The sequence below is a fragment of the Secundilactobacillus collinoides DSM 20515 = JCM 1123 genome, from assembly GCF_001435975.1.
GTDB classification, from domain to species: Bacteria; Bacillota; Bacilli; order Lactobacillales; family Lactobacillaceae; genus Secundilactobacillus; species Secundilactobacillus collinoides.
Map to the genome: position 1 here is coordinate 1 of NZ_AYYR01000065.1, position 16,060 is coordinate 16,060.

Here is a 16,060-nt window from a genome sequence, read left to right on the forward strand (position 1 = left end):
CTCCATGGCCTATTTGTATAATTTGAACTTGTTGCACTTAGATTTTAAATCCGGGTTTAAATTAGCCTTAGCGTTTTGTGCATAATTCCCCTGAACTTTGACCTTTCCAGTGCCTAGCTTCGAGGTGCCGCCTGTAAGGTTAAGTTTACCGCTTCCTAACGCATGTGTATTGCTCGCAATTAACGTACCACCTTTGATGGTTGTGCCGCTGAATGTGTTGGTACCTTCCAATGAAAGCGTACCGTTGCCGGCTTTGGTCAAACTTCCTTGGCCGCCAACGTTATTTCGCCAAATATCGTTTTTACTGTATGGCTTACTTGATTCTTTCATGTTGATGGTCGTGTTGGTTAACAACTTGCCGAATCCGCCATCGGCTTTAACCAAGTTCAAGCGTCCCCAGCCTTCGGTATCGTCGTTAATTGGGTAGCCAGCTTTAAAGCCGGTTGTATACAAGATCTCTCTACGTTGTGTTACATTCAGATATGGAAAGCGCGTCTTCAATAATATTTCTGCGCCCTTTGGGACTGACATGGGTGTCTTTTTAGAATCAATTGTTTCAAACCCATACGTCATTCTTGCGTCATAGTTTTTAAGATTAGTTTGGTAATTATTGTAATCGTCAGCCGCATTTTTATCGGGCTTGTTTGCTAGAACAGTTTGTGCATTGGAATAGGCTTTCTTAATCAAGGCGGAATTAGAACTATCATTCAATACAGCCGCTGCTACAGCTGTTCCAAGCACCCGACCACCCATGACTGCCAATGGTGAGTGGCGACCCACTAGTACGCGATCGTATCCGACCTCAGATGCTCGAGTGACTTCTTGCGAGAATCGTTGCGGTAAGGTATATCCCATTATCAAGGCTGTCTCAAAGGCTTGAGTGGTGTGACCAGAAGGGAAGTCATAGTCGGTGGCAGGTGTGGCATTAAAGACAGCCACCAAATATTTGTTCATATTGATTCCAGGGCCTTGTCGAAAGGGACGCACATACTTGAAATATTTTTTGGGGTTTCCTGATGACGAATACGTCTGACTTGCTGTCAGATTTACCAGTCTGACCATTGAACCTAATTTGGAATTGTCACTAGCCCAAATAACCCCAGATGATGGATCATCCTTGGCTGTCGCAGGCCAAGGCTTGCTTGGGAAAGCTGTAAAGTTAGTTTTTGCATCTGCGTCTCTCACGAAAGCATTGGCAAAGGGGCCAAGGGCGGGAATCTCGTTATATGAACTATCCCGGCGGTCTGATAGATAGGATCTTAATGACTCAGCAGCTGTCTGATTTTGAGAAATAGTCACCGATTTTTGTTGATTTTCATTTAATATTTTCGCATTTAATTTAGTGCCATTACTGGCAGGATCCCAGTATTTTGAAAAACTGTTATTAAATAGTGCGGTGGCTGCATTATCCTGTGGCGTGACATCAGTACTAGTGTTGCTTTTATACTGGTTAATGTAGTAGCCATAACTCGCTTTTTTGGGCGCTAAAACCTTTTGAAGTTCCGTATTAGTCAAGGCGCTAGCCTGGCTAGTATTGGTCCGAATGAGCGAAGCGGCACTCGTGATGGCGAATGTTGCGCTGCAGAGCATGATACCCTTTAACAGTTGGTGATTCATCATAAGCCTCCTACGGTAATGTATTTTTCAACCCAAAATCAGTATAGTTTATTCTTGTAAAGCTCTTGTAAAGGGCATGAAAAGGTCCTGTAAAGAGCTTGTAATGATTTTGTTAAGATGACGGGTTCGTTTCAGGCAAGGAGACCTTGGCGCTTTACACGAGTGTTTAGCCGAAGAGTGCCTACTGAAATGCGAGATTTATTTTATAAGGACATCCCGTAAGATTTCTGTCAGCTGGTACGATTGAAACCAGATATCATGTGGATATATCGTTTAGATTCACTAGATGGGAAAAAGATGCTTACCATAGCTTGGGTGGGCAGCATGGCTGGCATCTTTTTAAATTTGAAGAAGTTATTTTCAGTCTTTGGTCTAAGTCCGTTGGGCTCGATTCATCGATAGAAACAATCTATTTTCCGCAGAAACCGTTTTGGATAACTGATTCAAAAACACAATTTTATTTACTGTTTTTCTCGTCTTTATCCAAAGCCTGTTGAACGAGTTCTGGGTTTGTTTTGCCTAAATTCAGTTCGACAATTTTACCATCGCGGTTGTAGACATTTTCTTCAGCAAGGTTGACGATATGATCGCCGATACGCTCCAAGGTTTTAACAACTAGCAGGTACCCAGAAGTGACCTTAGCCATCGTTGGTTCTTTCTGAACTGTGGATGCAAGGGTGTGGCGAAGACGTACATATTGTGCATCCACTTGCAGATCCTTACGAGCCACTGAGAGTGACAGTTCTGAGTTCAGTTCTGCGGTTGCTACCAGCATATCATTCAACATATTTCGGATAAGCTCACTTAAGTCCGCAATTGCTGCTTCAATTTTTTTGTTGCCAGTCTTATCGTCCAGACGAATGGTCTCTTGGGCGATGCTGACGGCGTGATCGCCAATCCGTTCTAGGTCGGCACTCGCTTTCAGAATTGAAATAACGGCTCGAAAATCATCAGCGAATGGTTGTTGCAACGCAATCAACTCCAAGGCTTCTTTCTCCAAGCTAACTTCAGACTTGTTTACCTTTTGATCATTGTCGATTACTTCTCGCGCTTGTTTCTTATTGCGGGACACAAAAGCCTGCGTGGCATTGTTGATCTGGTCATTGACGTGTTGTCCCATTTCTGTAAAATGATCATTTAAAGTATGATACATATCTAAAAAATGTGTTTGCATTGTCAGGCCTCCTAGCCAAATTTGCCATTTAAGTAGTCGCTCGTTTCTTGCTTATCCGGCGTAACGAATAATTTGCTTGTCTGGCCCGTTTCAATCAATTCGCCATTGAGCATAAAGGACGTCGTGTCTGAGATACGAGAGGCCTGTTGTAAATTATGAGTGACAATAATAATTGTGTAGGTACTCTTTAATTGCATCAAGGTTGCTTCAATCTCGCCGCTTGAAATAGGATCAAGTGCACTGGTTGGTTCATCTAGCAAAATAATATCGGGAGAAACCGCTAATAGTCTGGCAATGCAGATGCGTTGCTGCTGACCACCGGAAAAGGCCATCGCATTTTTATTTAAATCATCTTTCACTTCGTCCCAGACGGCAGCCTTCTTAAGGGCTTTTTCTATTTTTTCATCCAGTTCAGTTTTGCTTGGATGCTGATTCAGCCGCAGTCCGTAGGCCACATTGTCATAGACGGAAAAGGGGAAGGGGTTAGGTTGTTGAAAGACCATGCCAATTTCTGTTCGCAGTGTGACGAGATTAACGTCTGGTGCGTAAATATCAGTCCCTTTGAAATTGAAGGTTCCGGTAATTTTAACGCCTGAAATGAGATCATTCATCCGATTTAAGCATCTTAAATAGGTGGATTTACCACAGCCTGAGGGACCGATTAATGCGTTGATCGTATTTGGCTTGAAATCAATGTTGATCCCCTTTAGGGCTTCTTTTTCGCCGTAATAGAGGTGAACATTTTCTGTTTCTAGTAGCGCTGATGTCATATTCATGACCTCCTAACCAAAGTTACCAAGAACGTAGTCACGCGTAACAGGCACCTGTGGTTCTTGAAAGATATGACTCGTCGTGTCAAATTCTAGTACGTGGCCCAAGTGAAAAAAGGCCGTATATTTACTGATTCGTGACGCCTGTTGCATATTATGGGTCACGATAATAATCGTGTATTTTTTTACTAATTTTAAGAGGGTGGCCTCAATTTTTGCTGTCGAAATCGGGTCTAGCGCACTGGCAGGCTCATCCAATAATAAAACGTCTGGTTTTATCGCTAATGACCTGGCAATGCAAAGTCGCTGAGCCTGACCGCCAGATAATGATAAGGCACTTCGATTGAGGTTGTCTTTGACTTCATCCCAGAGGGCGGCCTCCTTCAGGCTAGTTTCAACGCGTTCATCCAATTCTGATTTTTTTTTGATGCCGTATGCTTTAAGTGCAAACGTCAGGTTCTCTCGAATTGATTTTGCAAACGGGTTCGGCAGTTGAAAGACCATACCGATATGTCGACGAATTTCGTAAACATTGACATCCGATGCATTAATATCAATACCATGGTACATGATTTTGCCCTTTACTGTGGCCAAGTCATCGTTCATACGGTTTAGACTTCTTAAATAAGTTGATTTTCCGGATCCAGAAGCGCCAATTAACGCGGTGATTTGGTGCTCTGGAAAACTAAGAGAAGCATCATGCATGGCGTGGTTATCACCGTAATAAACTTGGAGGTTATCCGTTGTGATAGCCGGCGGTTCTTGGGGTGTCACGAGGTGCGTTTTTGCAAAAATGTTATTATTTTCCATTTTTTCTACCTCACTTATGGCCGGAGCCCTTTTGGTAAAGGTGATTTCCTATTGCCCGAGCGCTCAGGTTGAAAATTAGTAAAACGATTACAAGGACTGCTGATGCACCGGCAGAAATCGATACTGCGTCCGGTGTGACACCCTCTGTGTTTAATTTCCAGATATGCACAGCGAGTGTTTCTGCCGGGCGCATCGGATTTAAAAAACTATTCGAATCCAGTGGATTCCAATTTGTATAACTTACGATTGGTGCACTTTCACCCGCTGTGTAGATCAAGGCAGCCGCTTCACCAAAGACACGTCCGGCACTTAAAATGATTCCTGTTAGAATACCAGGAAGCGCCGCTGGTAAGATGATACCCTTAATGGTTTTCCAGTTGGAAAGTCCTAGCGAGATTCCGGCCTCGTGTTGACTTCTTGGGACAGCGTGAAGTGAGCCTTCAATACTTCTGATTAGCAGGGGTAAGTTGAAGAAGGTTAATGCAATTGCGCCAGACAGGATTGAAAAGCCAAATTTAAATTGAATGACAAACAATAAATAACCGAAGAGACCGACCACAACGGAGGGTAACGAACTCAAAACTTCAATCGAGGTTCGAATAAGGCTCGTTAACCAGTTATTTGCGGCATATTCAGCTAAATAGATAGCAGCGCCTAACGACAATGGAAATGAAATCAAAAGCGTGAGCACTAACAGATAGAACGAATTAAATAATTGGTCACGGATACCTCCGCCAGCAGCAAACGATTGGGAAGGGGACGTTAATAGATGCAAGGTCACATGTGGCAGGCCAGTGATCAAAATATCACCAAGCAGGAAAATCAATATCAATACAACGAATGCCACCATGATGTTGATGACGATTGTTGCAACTCGGTTTGATTGTTGAGATGACATTATTTGATCTCACCCCTTTTCCCAATAAAGTGAACCAGCAGATTAAATACCAATGACATTAGCAATAGGATGAGGGCAAGCGACCATAACGCGTTGTTTTGGATGGTCCCCATAACGGTGTTACCAACTTCGGTTGTTAATTGACTGGTCAACGTCGAGGTTGGCGAAACCAGACTGGTCGGCATTAGCGCCGCGTTCCCAATAACCATTTGGACAGCTAATGCTTCACCAAATGCCCGGGCCATCCCAAATATGATGGCGGTCAGCAGCCTTGGCATCGCTGCACGAAGAATCACTTTGCGAATGGTTTGCCAACGCGTGGCACCCAGTGCCAAAGAGGCTGACCGAAGATACATGGGCACAGCGGTTAACGCATCGACTGATAGCGATGTGACTGTTGGCAGAATCATAACAAATAACACAAGCGTTCCGGCAAGAATCCCGACCCCGGTACCACCAAATATGTGGCGGACGATGGGGACAATAACTGTTAAACCGATGAACCCATACACAACTGATGGAATCCCAACGAGTAATTCCATGACCGGCTGTAATAACTTAGTGCCTCTTTTTGGGGCAATCTCTACCATATAGATTGCAACAGCAAAAGCAAAAGGTGTGGCGACAATAGCTGCCAAGATGGTGACAAGAAAGGAAGTTGTGATCATTGGCAGTGCGCCAACTTCAGGCTGGCCATGACTGTCGAGTAAGCTTGGATTCCATTGCGTACCAGTTAGAAATCTAAATACATTCACGTGATTTTGTATGAATGTTGCTAATCCTCTGGAAGCAATAAAGTAAAGAATACTGACAACTAAAACGATAATGATGCCAATGCAGCTGTAGGTAATAATGCGACCACGTCGATCTTCATTCGTCGCTTTTGAAGGTGATTTTAAATCCATGATGACCTCCCAATTCACTCCGAGAAAGTAAAGAGAATTTCAGGCAACGTGTGCCGTTACCTAAAATTCTCTTTGTGACTTAGTATTGATTATTTTGTAGCAACAACGTTTTGGGCATTTTTTGTGACCTTCATGTTGTGAATGCTGATGTAACCCAGGTTTTTAACTAAACTTTTTTGAACCTTGGATGACAGCATGTAGTCTAGAAATTGTTTAGTTGTGCCGGTTGCTTGACCCTTAGTGTACATGTGCTCATACGACCAGATTTTCCACTTGTTCGTGGTGACGTTGGCATCAGTCGGCTTCACGTGATCAATATCTAAAGCCTGGACCTTTGGGTTAATGTAAGAAAAGGCCAGGTAACTAATTGCACCAGGGGTTGAAGCAACTAATTTTTGAACAGTTCCGTTAGAATCTTGTTCCTGTGAAGTCACAGCTTTCTTACCCTCTAACACAGCTGCTTCAAAGGTTGCCCGAGTCCCACTGCCCTGTGCCCGATTGATGACACTGATTTTTTGGTTTTTACCGCCAAGCGTTTTCCAATTTGTGATTTTACCAGTGAAAATATCTCTCAGTTGACTCATGGAAACATTAGTCACACCAACATCTTTGTTGACCACGGGTGCCATACCAACGACGGCAACTTGGTGGTCAGTCAGGTTTTTGGCTTTAATACCAGATTGCTGCGCTGCAAAAATATCAGAGTTGCCAATTTGGACGGCACCTTGTTGCACTTGGCTCAAACCAGTACCGGAACCACCGCCTTGAACCGTGATGTTTGCATTCTTGTTGGTTTTTTGATAATTGGTAGCTGCTTGTTCAACCAGTGGTTGTAAAGCAGTTGATCCAACGGCGGTTACCTTTGTTGTTTTGGTGGCGGATGAAGCTGATGAACTGCTTGATTTTGTTTTGCTTGAGCTAGCCGAACTGCAGCCGGCTAAGAGAAGACCGACGAGACCTAATGTAACAATTGTGGAAACAATGCCCTTGTTTTTCATAAGAAAAACTCCCTTGTGAGTTATTGGCTTAGAAGTTGTTCGTCCTAAGTACAAGGTCAGTATAAAACTGCAATGTAAAGATACTGTATGATTATTGTAATGATTGTGTAAAGAGGGTTTTTTATTTATAAGTTCTATGACATAACTAAAGTATCCTTTAATGAAGTGAGGACTTTAATCATGAATCGTAAAATCTTACTTGTTAGCGACAACTCAGCGTTAGTCACCCGATTAACAAAATTAAACGATAATTGGCAGTTAACAACAACCCCGATTTTGCCACCAGATTTTTTATTGAGTCGGTACGATCAAATGATGATTATATTAGATACAAAGAATAAAATGATGCTCAGCGGTCAGCTCGCTAATATCGAACTATTACGAGAGCAATTTCACGGTGCCCTTCTTGCAATCGGCTGGCAGGAAGCACACACATTTATGACTTGGCGGTTAATGTCTCAGTGTCATTTTGATGATGTGTTAGATATTACCATGCGAGACGAGGAACTTCGGGCGCGAATGATGCAAAAAATTTGGGTTCAGGAACATCATGAAATCGTTGAAACTGCTGGCCAGACAAAGGTGCAGCTTCAGTTAGATCAGTTGGTGATCGATTTTCAGCACTACCGGGTCTCAATTGGTGGTCGACCGATTGAAATGGGTCCGTTGGAATTTCGGCTGTTGGTATTCTTTGTGCAAAACGCCAACATTGTCCTCACTCGCGGTCAAATTGCTGAAGGTGTTTGGCATAATCGGCGCGACACGACGATGCGGGCTATCGATTCCCATATCAGTAAACTGCGAAAGTTGATCGAAGTGGATGCTAAGACACCGAGACAGTTGGTGACAGTTCGCGGTTTCGGTTTTCAATTTAAAAGCGGCAAAATAACCCACCTTGAAGTGTAGTAAGATAGTGGTGAAACTATCCGAAACGAATCGGCGAAAGGTGTGAGTTAATTGGCAGATTACATTCATGAAGTGCGGCAGTTAGTAGGGCACAGACCATTGATATTAAACACGGCGGCGGGGGCGGTGTTAAACGGACGGCACCAACTGTTGTTACAGGAACGCACGGACACAGGCGACTGGAGCTTTCCAGGCGGGTACATGGAGTTTGGTGAGTCATTTGTGGATACGTGCAGGCGAGAATATCTGGAGGATGCCGGCTTGAAGGTTGAGCCGATTCGACTGCTGAAGTTGTTTGATAAAGATTTTTATACCTATCCCAACGGTGATCAAACCCAATTGATCACGGCACTTTACCTCGTTAAAGTCGTTGGCGGTCATGAACTGGACCACGTGACAAACGAAACGCAGCGGGTCGCCTACTTTGATCTTGATAAATTACCCAAATTTTTTAATGACCAAAGTGTGAAAATGGCACAGGCAGTCATCGATGATGTGGAGGAAAATCAATGAAGCTGATAACTGAAATTGACCACCAAAAAGCCATTGTGAGTAACCAAAACGGCACGCGGCTGATCGAAGCAAATGGTGCGTTGATCGACATGCTGAGTTTTCAAGACCTGGTAACGATAACCCAGGTTCTGACGGATGATCATCAAAAGTGGGCGCAAACACGATTAGGCCTAGTCCCGCTGGCTGACCTGATCGTTGTTCCCAAAATTACGGTGAGCCGGCCGCTGATCGATCAAACGATTATCATCAGTCAGCTTGGCGGTATTCGAGGTGTACGAGCTGCGGGTGACCTTGGTGCTCGGTATGCGTTTAAACAAACGGTCGCGATTCAAGCCGTGGTTACAGCGACTGACGCAACCTACTTTGAAACGGCTAGCGGGGATCTGATCAAGCAGGCGGCCTGTCATGAAGTCGGTCGGCCAATGCAATTTACACCGCGTCCCTATACAGCAACGCATCTGCAGGTCGTCACGCCGACTGGTGCGCCCGTACTGAACGCTGCTGAACAAGTGGCTGACCGTTTGGCTGCTGGTCAGGTTCTGCCGATTACGGATGAAGTGATCGATAATTTGGGACAGCATTTTCTTCAGATCGATAACGTACAATACGTTGCCAAAACTAACACAGTGTTGCTTTCTAATGACCAGCCAGTCCCAATCAGCGATTACCTGCTGTTAGGTGCTGAAAACATTGATCAACTATTCTGCGGCATGCCAAACGGGTGCGAACCGGCGGCGCTGCTAATGGGACTTCACTGGAAGGGTGAAGCACAGAATTTAGACTATGGGGCATTCCTTGAGCAACTGCCGATCGCGGCCGATTATAACCCCTACCATGGGTTTGGCGGTGACCCGGCGGATGACGTTTCGGGACGCTTCGAGGCGATTTTCCCGGAGCCGTTAACGAAGTGGGCGAACCGCTATGGGCGAGCCCGGGATGTCAGCGGTGCCGACATCGATCAGCTGAAGGATATGCTGACAGAAAAAAATCCCATCGTCACCTATGTGACAGTGGGATTTGAGACGCCTGTTTCAGAAGCATACACCTTTGGGCGGGCGTTAAGTAATAATCATGCGGTGCTGCTGGATGGTCGCTGCGGTGACCTGCTCCACGTATCTGACCCGATTGATGGGCCATACTGGTTGCCCGTAACCACCTTTGCTAAGGCCTATAATGCGCGTCATTGGGCGGTGGAGCTTCTCTAGATGCCGAGCTGCGTTTTGAGACGTTCCAGATCAGCATCAGGCTGTTCATCAAGGTAGGCGTTGATGGCATCGCGTAGACTCTGGCGCGGCTGGCCTTTACGATCAGTTATCGTTGTTGCGTGTGTGAGGACACTAAGCACCGCTTCTTCAACGACACTGACGGTCATGCGAAAATAACGGTCGATCTTGTCATCACTGATAGCGGCCTGAGTCGTTAATTCCGTTTGCGGGCCGTGACTGATTCGGTTAGCCGTTGAAAATGCTAGTACAATTTCACCGCTGCCGTTGCCAATGAACGCTCCAGTTCTTGTAATACCAACACTTGCACGCTTGCTGATTCGTGTCAGCTGGCGTGAATTGAAGGGAATATCTGTCGCGAGGATCGTGATGATACTCCCGTTTTCTTTGTCTTTTTTAGCCTCTTTGAACGCGGCAAGTTTTGTCCCAACGGGTTCGTTGTATATGTTGAGGTCCCGTAAGAAACCGTAATTTGAAAGCACCAGGGCGCCCATTGTAAACGTCTTTCGGTCAATGTCGATGGTCCGCGAGGCTGAGCCGATGCCGCCCTTCAGGTCATAACAGCTCATGCCGACACCGGCGCCAACCGTACCCTCTTCAAAAGTTGATCCCGTGGCTTGCAGTGCTTGGTTGATATCGTTTTCCGTAATGAAAATGTCCCGGATAGCATTGATATCGCCGTCGTTGCATTCCATGATCACAGGATTGACTGTCCCCGTTGTTACGCCGATCTCGGGATTTTGAGCCATCATTGCCTTTACAAGTGCCGTTTCAGCGGTTCCCACAGCAAAGGTATTGGTCAGAACGATTGGCGTTTCCAGCGTCCCTAGTTCCTTGATCTGAACGAGGCCGGTACTTTTGCCAAACCCGTTGATGACGTGGGCGGCTGCGGGGATCTTTTCACGAAAAATGTTATCCTGGGTTGGTTTGATGACTGTCACACCGGTATTATGGGTGCCGTCTTTATAGGTGACGTTGCCCACGGTAACCCCGGGAACATCGGTAATTAGATTTTTTGGACCCGGTTTTGTCGTACTGACGGGGTCGAGAAAGGGTACGTTAAGACCCATGGTGATCGTCTCCAATTCTAAATTGATGAGTGATGATAAAGATAACGCATCGTTGATAAAAGATAACAATTTGTTGTTTTATAGTCGATAGTCGTTTGGGTCGACTTGCTTTGGGCCATAGGCGTCAGCGTCATTATCCTGATAGTCCCACCACTCGTTTTCGTAACCGTGGAAGTCCGCTTTGGTCATGACATCAAGCAGCAGGCGGTAATACCGGTCCTGTTCAGCGGTCCGCTGATAACTGCGTTTAGCGCGGTCTGAAAAATCATCGAACCCGCTTTGCATTGCCAATTCATTACCGTCGAGGTCAGTTAAAGTCAGGTCGAACGTGACCCCTTTTTCATGACTATAGTTCGGGTTCGGCGGCGCCACCCACATGGGGTCGGGACAGACCGTAAATAATTTCTTCTGGGCAACGGTTGGGCGATACGCGTCCCAAATTTTGATGCGATAGCCCTGAGCCCACAATAATTGGGCAGCGATGCCGAGCTTTTTCGCCGTACCAGTGCGTGCGACCGCGGTTTGAAAGTCGTAAATAACCTGACCCGTAAAGTTATCAGTTGTTGCGTATTTGAGATCCACGATAATGCTGTCATCGATGGCCTGCAGATTGCTAAATCCTGGATCTGGTTTGATTGCTTTTGCAACAGTAATCCGATTGTCATTAAACATAAACTGGACGGACCTCCTTTGGCAGGGTAAGATAAAAATAAATATGAAAAATAAATGAGAACTTATCACAATTATTATACCAAATTGTTTGTCGGATAACGCGGGTTGACTGAAATGAGGTAAACAATGATTAAAAAAGAGGGTCATTCACACACGGAGTTTTGTCCCCATGGCAGTGGCGACGATGTCGAAAAGATGATTCAAAAGGCGATTCGATTAGGGTTTCAAGAATATTGTATTACCGAGCACGCACCGTTGCCCGATGCTTTTGCAAGCATATATGCTGGCGAAGAAACGGGGCTGACGGAGGCGTCAATGGCGATGGCTGACCTGCCCGCCTACTTCAAGAAGTGTCAACAGATGCGGGCAATCTATGGCAATCAGATAAAAATCAATATCGGGTTTGAAATCGATTTTCTGCCGGGTTACGAAGACTGGTTGCGTGATTTCTTGGCAGAATATGGTCCGCAAACGGATGAGAATATACTGTCGGTGCATTTTATGCGGGGCACCGAAGACCGTTTTTGGTGTGTTGATGACACCCTCGGCGATTTTGAGAAGGGCCTATTAACGCATCAACCTGATGGGCAAAAACTTTATCAGCAATATTTCAGTGCATTGATTCAGGCAGTGGACACTGACCTTGGCCCGTATACGCCGCAGCGGATCGGTCATATCACGCTGATTAAAAAATTTCAGGATTATTTCCACTTACCGTTGACCTACACGCCGGAAACGATGACGGTTATTCAAACTTTATTAAAGAAAATTAATAATCAGCACCGGCAGTTAGATTACAACGCGGCGGGACTTTATAAGGAGTATTGTAACGAAACCTATCCTGATTTTGACATTCTGACAGCTGCCAAGAAACTTGATATACCGCTGATTTATGGCAGTGACGCGCATAGCCTCAAAGAGGTGGGTCACGGCTATCATACACTCATGGTGCAACAACGTTTTGCTAATTAATTGATAAACAGGGGTTGACTTCCTGCAAAAACGGGGTATATTTGATTCATACATTAAAACTAAATGACAAAATAAAGTTGTGATTAGAACAAGTAGTCAATATGTCGCGTGAAGCGAGTTCGGGATGATGGGAACCGAACCGCGATGATTGATGAAACCACGTCTATGAACTGACCGGCTGAACTTGAGTAAGCCGGTACGCATGTTTAGCGTTATCAGGGTTGCCCCTAGCTGTTCTCGCCTTCGCGACGACTAGCAGGTGGCAACGTAAGGTTGTCTATCGTAAGGTAGCAACAAAATGAGGTGGAACCACGATACTATCGTCCTCGTAAGCTTTAAGTAGCTTGCGAGGACTTTTTTGTTTATTAGGAAACGGAGTGAGACGATGAAGAACCGTAATTTACCAAGCGGCACCCGCGATGAATTTGGGGTCCGCGCAGAGATGAAGGAAAATATTACCGCGAAATTGTTCGACCTTTTCAAGCAGCGCGGCTTTTCCAAACTGACTACGCCAATCTTGGAATATGCGGACGTGTTCAAGCCGTTGAACCTCACCAACTATCGGCCGTATCAGCTTTTAGACGAACAGGGTGAAGCGTTAGTCCTGCGACCTGACCTGACACTGCCGGTTGCGCGGGTGATGAGCACGACCGGGGTAGAGCTTCCAGCCAAATGGTACTACAGTGGGGATGTCTTCCGGGTGAAGAAACAACTGTCCGGAAGTTACAATCAACTCACGCAAGCCGGCATTGAACTCGTTGGTTACGCCAGTCTCAAGGGTGAGTGGGAATGCTTGAAGATCGCACTTGAAGGCGTTAGAGCAGCTGGCATTGATGATTGGACGTTGGAACTTAGCGATGCCCGATTTGTCAATGACGTCCTTGCCGCATTGCCCATTCCGGAACCGACAAAAAACGCCTTGAAACAAGCGTTGTTCGCCAAGGATCTGAGCCGGTATAAACAGCTTTGCAAGCCACTGGCGGACACAGCATTTGAACCATTCCTCAACGAGTGGCCGTGGCTCTTCGGTGATTTCGATAAGGTGATCCAAGTGGTGGATACATTACCAGAAATTACCGCTCTTGTACCAGTCATTACCAACCTGAAGCAAACGGCTGGTTTCATCCGAACCCAGACGCCAGAACAGGCCGTCTTCCTGGATTTGAGCATTCCGTCACCACAGAGTTATTACACGGGGATGGCGTTTCAGGGGTACACGCAAAACTCAAGCGACTACCTCTTCAGCGGTGGCCGGTATGACGAGCTGCTAACCAGCTTCCAGCAGGTAAAGGAACCGGCTGTCGGGTTGGCCTTCGACACCGATGCCTTAGTGGATCGGATGCCTGAGCCAGCCAGTACAGAACAGTCCTTGATCTACTTCGAAGCCGACCAGTGGCAGTTAGCCGAAACAACGCTCAACAAAACCCCGAACAGCACGTTTTGTTTAGCAGACAGCCTTGAAGAAGCCAAACGAATCGCCATTAGTACTAATCGTAAACTCATTGATTTAACGGAAGGCAGGTGAGTGACATGACCATCAAGATTGCTTTAACAAAGGGTCGCGTGGAGGAGCAAGTGCTGCCGCTTCTTGAAGCCAGCGGCATTGACTGCAGCGGTGTTCGTAACAAGGGGCGCCGGTTAATTTTCAACGAGGATCCGAATTTCCAAATTATTTTAGTTAAGGGTCCCGACGTTTTGACGTATCTCAACAACAGTTCCGTCCATATCGGCATCGTCGGCAGCGACATTTTAGCCGAGCAGAATAACCCGCAATACGCGATGTTGGATATGGGTGTTGGCAAGTGCCGATTCGTCCTCGCCTCCACTCGGGATTTCAATCCGCAACAGGTTCGGCGTAAAATCATCGCTACTAAGTATCCCAGCATCACTAAGCGGTATTTCCAAAGTATCGGCGAAGACGTTGAGATTATCAAAATTGAAGGATCGGTTGAATTGGCACCGTTGATCGGATTAGCGGATGCGATTGTCGACATCACTGAGACTGGCACTACGCTGAAGGAAAACGACCTTCACGTTTATGCTGAACTGCAACCCGTTAGTACTAAATTAGTTGTCAATCGACTGGCTGTGAAACAGTACCGGCCGGAAATTAAAACGTTTATCAGTAACTTACAAGAAGCCCAAAAAACATTAGGAGTGTAGTCATATGAAAATTTTGAAAAACCAAACCTTAGACCAATTACTCGAACAAGTTGACCGTCAAACTGATCAGCAAGCAAACCAACCAGAAGTTGAATCAACGGTTGCCGGCATCATTAGTAACGTCATTAAAAATGGCGATGACGCCCTTCGCGAATACAGCAAAAAATTCGACAAGGTTGAGTTAACCGACCTGCGTGTCCCACAAAGCGACATCGATGCCGCTTACAAGAACGCTGATCAGGATTTGATCGATGCGTTGAACCTGGCAAAAAACAACATCATCAGCTACCACAAAAAGGAAATCCAAAACGGTTTCGTTGATGCTGAACAACCTGGCGTTGTCCGTGGTGAAAAGATTACCCCATTAGCTGCCGTTGGGTTGTACGTTCCCGGTGGTACCGCTGCCTACCCATCATCCATCTTGATGAACGTTATTCCCGCTAAACTTGCCGGCGTGTCAAAAATCGTTATGGTGACCCCACCACAAAAGGATGGTATCGGCCAAGCTGTTTTGACCGCCGCTAAAATTGCCGGCATCGACGAAGTGTACCAAGTCGGTGGCGCCCAAGCCATCGCCGCTTTAGCATACGGAACTGAAAGTATTCCCCGCGTGGACAAGATTACTGGTCCCGGTAACATCTTCGTTGCCGTGGCAAAGAAGCAGGTCTTTGGTCAAGTCGACATTGACATGATTGCCGGCCCATCCGAAATTGGTGTGATTGCTGACGACAGTGCTAACCCGCGTGAAGTAGCCGCTGACCTGTTATCACAAGCTGAACACGACAAGTTAGCCCGGCCAATGATGGTCACCCCAAGCGAAAAATTCGCAGAAGCTGTGTCTGACCAAATTGATGAACAACTTAAAACATTACCGCGTAAAGAAATTGCCGGTGCTTCCGTTCAAAACAAAGGATTCATTGCCGTTACCGATACCTTAGACGAAGCCTTTACGGTGATGAACGCCATCTCACCAGAACACTTGGAGATCGAACTTGAAGACGCCATGCAATACTTGAACCAAATCAAGAATGCCGGTTCAGTCTTCCTCGGCTTCAACGCCTCCGAACCAGTGGGCGATTACGTTGCCGGTCCAAACCACATTTTGCCAACTGGTGGGACAGCACGGTTCTTCTCCCCACTCGGCGTATCAGATTTCGTGAAACGGATTCAATTTGTTACCTATAGTAAGGCAGCTTTGAAGAAGGAAGAAAAAGCCATCACAACCTTAGCCCGTGTAGAAGGCTTGGAAGCCCACGCAAGAGCGGTGGAGTCTAGGTTTAAGGACTAGAGTGCGGAGCAAGGCGCCGAGGGGGCGGAGCAGAAGCGGCTCTGGGCAGAAAAGTCCGGGCCTGACTTTTGTGCCCAGAGC

Annotated in this window: 16 protein-coding genes and 1 other annotated feature; of the genes, 7 read left to right on the plus strand and 9 right to left on the minus strand. The window is 46.1% G+C overall.

What is annotated here, in order from left to right; all coding sequences use genetic code 11:
- Positions 1 to 9 precede the first annotated feature (9 nt).
- The 7 genes from FC82_RS10880 to FC82_RS10910 form a co-directional block, all read right to left on the minus strand.
- Positions 10 to 1,617 (minus strand): phosphatase PAP2 family protein, encoded by a 1,608-nt coding sequence (locus FC82_RS10880; protein WP_056997006.1) that lies wholly within the window; start codon positions 1,615 to 1,617, stop codon positions 10 to 12.
- Between the two features lie 457 nt (positions 1,618 to 2,074).
- Positions 2,075 to 2,791 (minus strand): phosphate signaling complex protein PhoU, encoded by a 717-nt coding sequence (phoU, locus tag FC82_RS10885; RefSeq protein ID WP_056997007.1) that lies wholly within the window; start codon positions 2,789 to 2,791, stop codon positions 2,075 to 2,077.
- 11 nt (positions 2,792 to 2,802) lie between these two features.
- The gene (gene pstB / locus FC82_RS10890) at positions 2,803 to 3,567 is read right to left on the minus strand and encodes a phosphate ABC transporter ATP-binding protein PstB (RefSeq protein ID WP_082620331.1); all 765 of its coding nucleotides are present in this window, start codon (positions 3,565 to 3,567) and stop codon (positions 2,803 to 2,805) included.
- Positions 3,568 to 3,573: 6 nt separating this feature from the next.
- Positions 3,574 to 4,389 (minus strand): phosphate ABC transporter ATP-binding protein PstB, encoded by an 816-nt coding sequence (gene pstB, locus FC82_RS10895; protein WP_420806431.1) that lies wholly within the window; start codon positions 4,387 to 4,389, stop codon positions 3,574 to 3,576.
- Entirely contained in the window at positions 4,382 to 5,269 is an 888-nt protein-coding gene (pstA, locus tag FC82_RS10900) for a phosphate ABC transporter permease PstA (RefSeq protein ID WP_056997010.1), read from the minus strand. The genes pstB (FC82_RS10895) and pstA overlap by 8 nt, the downstream gene beginning before the upstream one ends.
- Positions 5,269 to 6,174 (minus strand): phosphate ABC transporter permease subunit PstC, encoded by a 906-nt coding sequence (pstC, locus tag FC82_RS10905; protein WP_054761601.1) that lies wholly within the window; start codon positions 6,172 to 6,174, stop codon positions 5,269 to 5,271. The genes pstA and pstC overlap by 1 nt, the downstream gene beginning before the upstream one ends.
- A gap of 89 nt (positions 6,175 to 6,263) precedes the next feature.
- A complete protein-coding gene (locus tag FC82_RS10910) occupies positions 6,264 to 7,172 on the minus strand; it encodes a phosphate ABC transporter substrate-binding protein (protein ID WP_056997011.1) in 909 nt (302 codons plus the stop codon).
- A gap of 180 nt (positions 7,173 to 7,352) precedes the next feature.
- Between FC82_RS10910 and FC82_RS10915 the strand changes: the two genes are divergently transcribed.
- Genes FC82_RS10915 through FC82_RS17200 form a run of 3 tightly spaced genes read left to right on the plus strand, consistent with a single transcriptional unit; the run spans position 7,353 to position 9,796 of the window.
- Positions 7,353 to 8,078, plus strand: coding sequence for a winged helix-turn-helix domain-containing protein (locus FC82_RS10915; RefSeq protein ID WP_056997012.1), 726 nt, complete (start codon positions 7,353 to 7,355; stop codon positions 8,076 to 8,078).
- 51 nt (positions 8,079 to 8,129) lie between these two features.
- The gene (locus tag FC82_RS10920; protein ID WP_056997013.1) at positions 8,130 to 8,591 is read left to right on the plus strand and encodes an NUDIX hydrolase; all 462 of its coding nucleotides are present in this window, start codon (positions 8,130 to 8,132) and stop codon (positions 8,589 to 8,591) included.
- Complete coding sequence (locus FC82_RS17200; protein ID WP_235809224.1) at positions 8,588 to 9,796, plus strand: C39 family peptidase; 1,209 nt, start codon at positions 8,588 to 8,590, stop codon at positions 9,794 to 9,796. The genes FC82_RS10920 and FC82_RS17200 overlap by 4 nt, the downstream gene beginning before the upstream one ends.
- Here the strand turns inward: FC82_RS17200 and FC82_RS10930 are convergent.
- A complete protein-coding gene (locus tag FC82_RS10930; protein WP_056997014.1) occupies positions 9,793 to 10,884 on the minus strand; it encodes a DmpA family aminopeptidase in 1,092 nt (363 codons plus the stop codon). The two genes, FC82_RS17200 and FC82_RS10930, sit on opposite strands and share 4 nt — an antisense overlap.
- Before the next feature lie 78 nt (positions 10,885 to 10,962).
- Positions 10,963 to 11,556 (minus strand): M15 family metallopeptidase, encoded by a 594-nt coding sequence (locus FC82_RS10935; RefSeq protein WP_054761603.1) that lies wholly within the window; start codon positions 11,554 to 11,556, stop codon positions 10,963 to 10,965.
- 126 nt (positions 11,557 to 11,682) lie between these two features.
- On the opposite strand from FC82_RS10935, the gene hisJ reads away from it, so the two are divergent.
- The 4 genes from hisJ (at position 11,683) to hisD (ending at position 15,979) form a co-directional block, all read left to right on the plus strand.
- A complete protein-coding gene (gene hisJ, locus FC82_RS10940; RefSeq protein ID WP_175279836.1) occupies positions 11,683 to 12,528 on the plus strand; it encodes a histidinol-phosphatase HisJ in 846 nt (281 codons plus the stop codon).
- A 70-nt stretch (positions 12,529 to 12,598) separates the two neighbouring features.
- Positions 12,599 to 12,859 (plus strand) — a binding site (T-box leader).
- A 54-nt stretch (positions 12,860 to 12,913) separates the two neighbouring features.
- On the plus strand, positions 12,914 to 14,053 hold the full coding sequence (locus tag FC82_RS10945) for an ATP phosphoribosyltransferase regulatory subunit (RefSeq protein ID WP_056997015.1): 1,140 nt from the start codon (positions 12,914 to 12,916) through the stop codon (positions 14,051 to 14,053).
- Positions 14,054 to 14,058: 5 nt separating this feature from the next.
- The gene (gene hisG, locus FC82_RS10950) at positions 14,059 to 14,691 is read left to right on the plus strand and encodes an ATP phosphoribosyltransferase (RefSeq protein WP_054761605.1); all 633 of its coding nucleotides are present in this window, start codon (positions 14,059 to 14,061) and stop codon (positions 14,689 to 14,691) included.
- A gap of 4 nt (positions 14,692 to 14,695) precedes the next feature.
- The gene (gene hisD / locus FC82_RS10955) at positions 14,696 to 15,979 is read left to right on the plus strand and encodes a histidinol dehydrogenase (protein WP_054761607.1); all 1,284 of its coding nucleotides are present in this window, start codon (positions 14,696 to 14,698) and stop codon (positions 15,977 to 15,979) included.
- Positions 15,980 to 16,060: the final 81 nt, after the last annotated feature.

Bases quoted from the DNA above. Each gene is read 5' to 3' on its own strand.
- FC82_RS10945 (WP_056997015.1), top strand. From the start codon at position 12,914: ATGAAGAACCGTAATTTACCAAGCGGCACCCGCGATGAATTTGGGGTC.
- FC82_RS10915 (WP_056997012.1), top strand. From the start codon at position 7,353: ATGAATCGTAAAATCTTACTTGTTAGCGACAACTCAGCGTTAGTCACC.
- FC82_RS10935 (WP_054761603.1), bottom strand. From the start codon at position 11,556: ATGTTTAATGACAATCGGATTACTGTTGCAAAAGCAATCAAACCAGAT.
- pstC (WP_054761601.1), bottom strand. From the start codon at position 6,174: ATGGATTTAAAATCACCTTCAAAAGCGACGAATGAAGATCGACGTGGT.
- hisG (WP_054761605.1), top strand. From the start codon at position 14,059: ATGACCATCAAGATTGCTTTAACAAAGGGTCGCGTGGAGGAGCAAGTG.
- FC82_RS10880 (WP_056997006.1), bottom strand. From the start codon at position 1,617: ATGAATCACCAACTGTTAAAGGGTATCATGCTCTGCAGCGCAACATTC.
- FC82_RS10930 (WP_056997014.1), bottom strand. From the start codon at position 10,884: ATGGGTCTTAACGTACCCTTTCTCGACCCCGTCAGTACGACAAAACCG.
- pstA (WP_056997010.1), bottom strand. From the start codon at position 5,269: ATGTCATCTCAACAATCAAACCGAGTTGCAACAATCGTCATCAACATC.
- phoU (WP_056997007.1), bottom strand. From the start codon at position 2,791: ATGCAAACACATTTTTTAGATATGTATCATACTTTAAATGATCATTTT.
- pstB (WP_082620331.1), bottom strand. From the start codon at position 3,567: ATGAATATGACATCAGCGCTACTAGAAACAGAAAATGTTCACCTCTAT.
- FC82_RS10910 (WP_056997011.1), bottom strand. From the start codon at position 7,172: ATGAAAAACAAGGGCATTGTTTCCACAATTGTTACATTAGGTCTCGTC.
- hisJ (WP_175279836.1), top strand. From the start codon at position 11,683: ATGATTAAAAAAGAGGGTCATTCACACACGGAGTTTTGTCCCCATGGC.
- hisD (WP_054761607.1), top strand. From the start codon at position 14,696: ATGAAAATTTTGAAAAACCAAACCTTAGACCAATTACTCGAACAAGTT.
- FC82_RS17200 (WP_235809224.1), top strand. From the start codon at position 8,588: ATGAAGCTGATAACTGAAATTGACCACCAAAAAGCCATTGTGAGTAAC.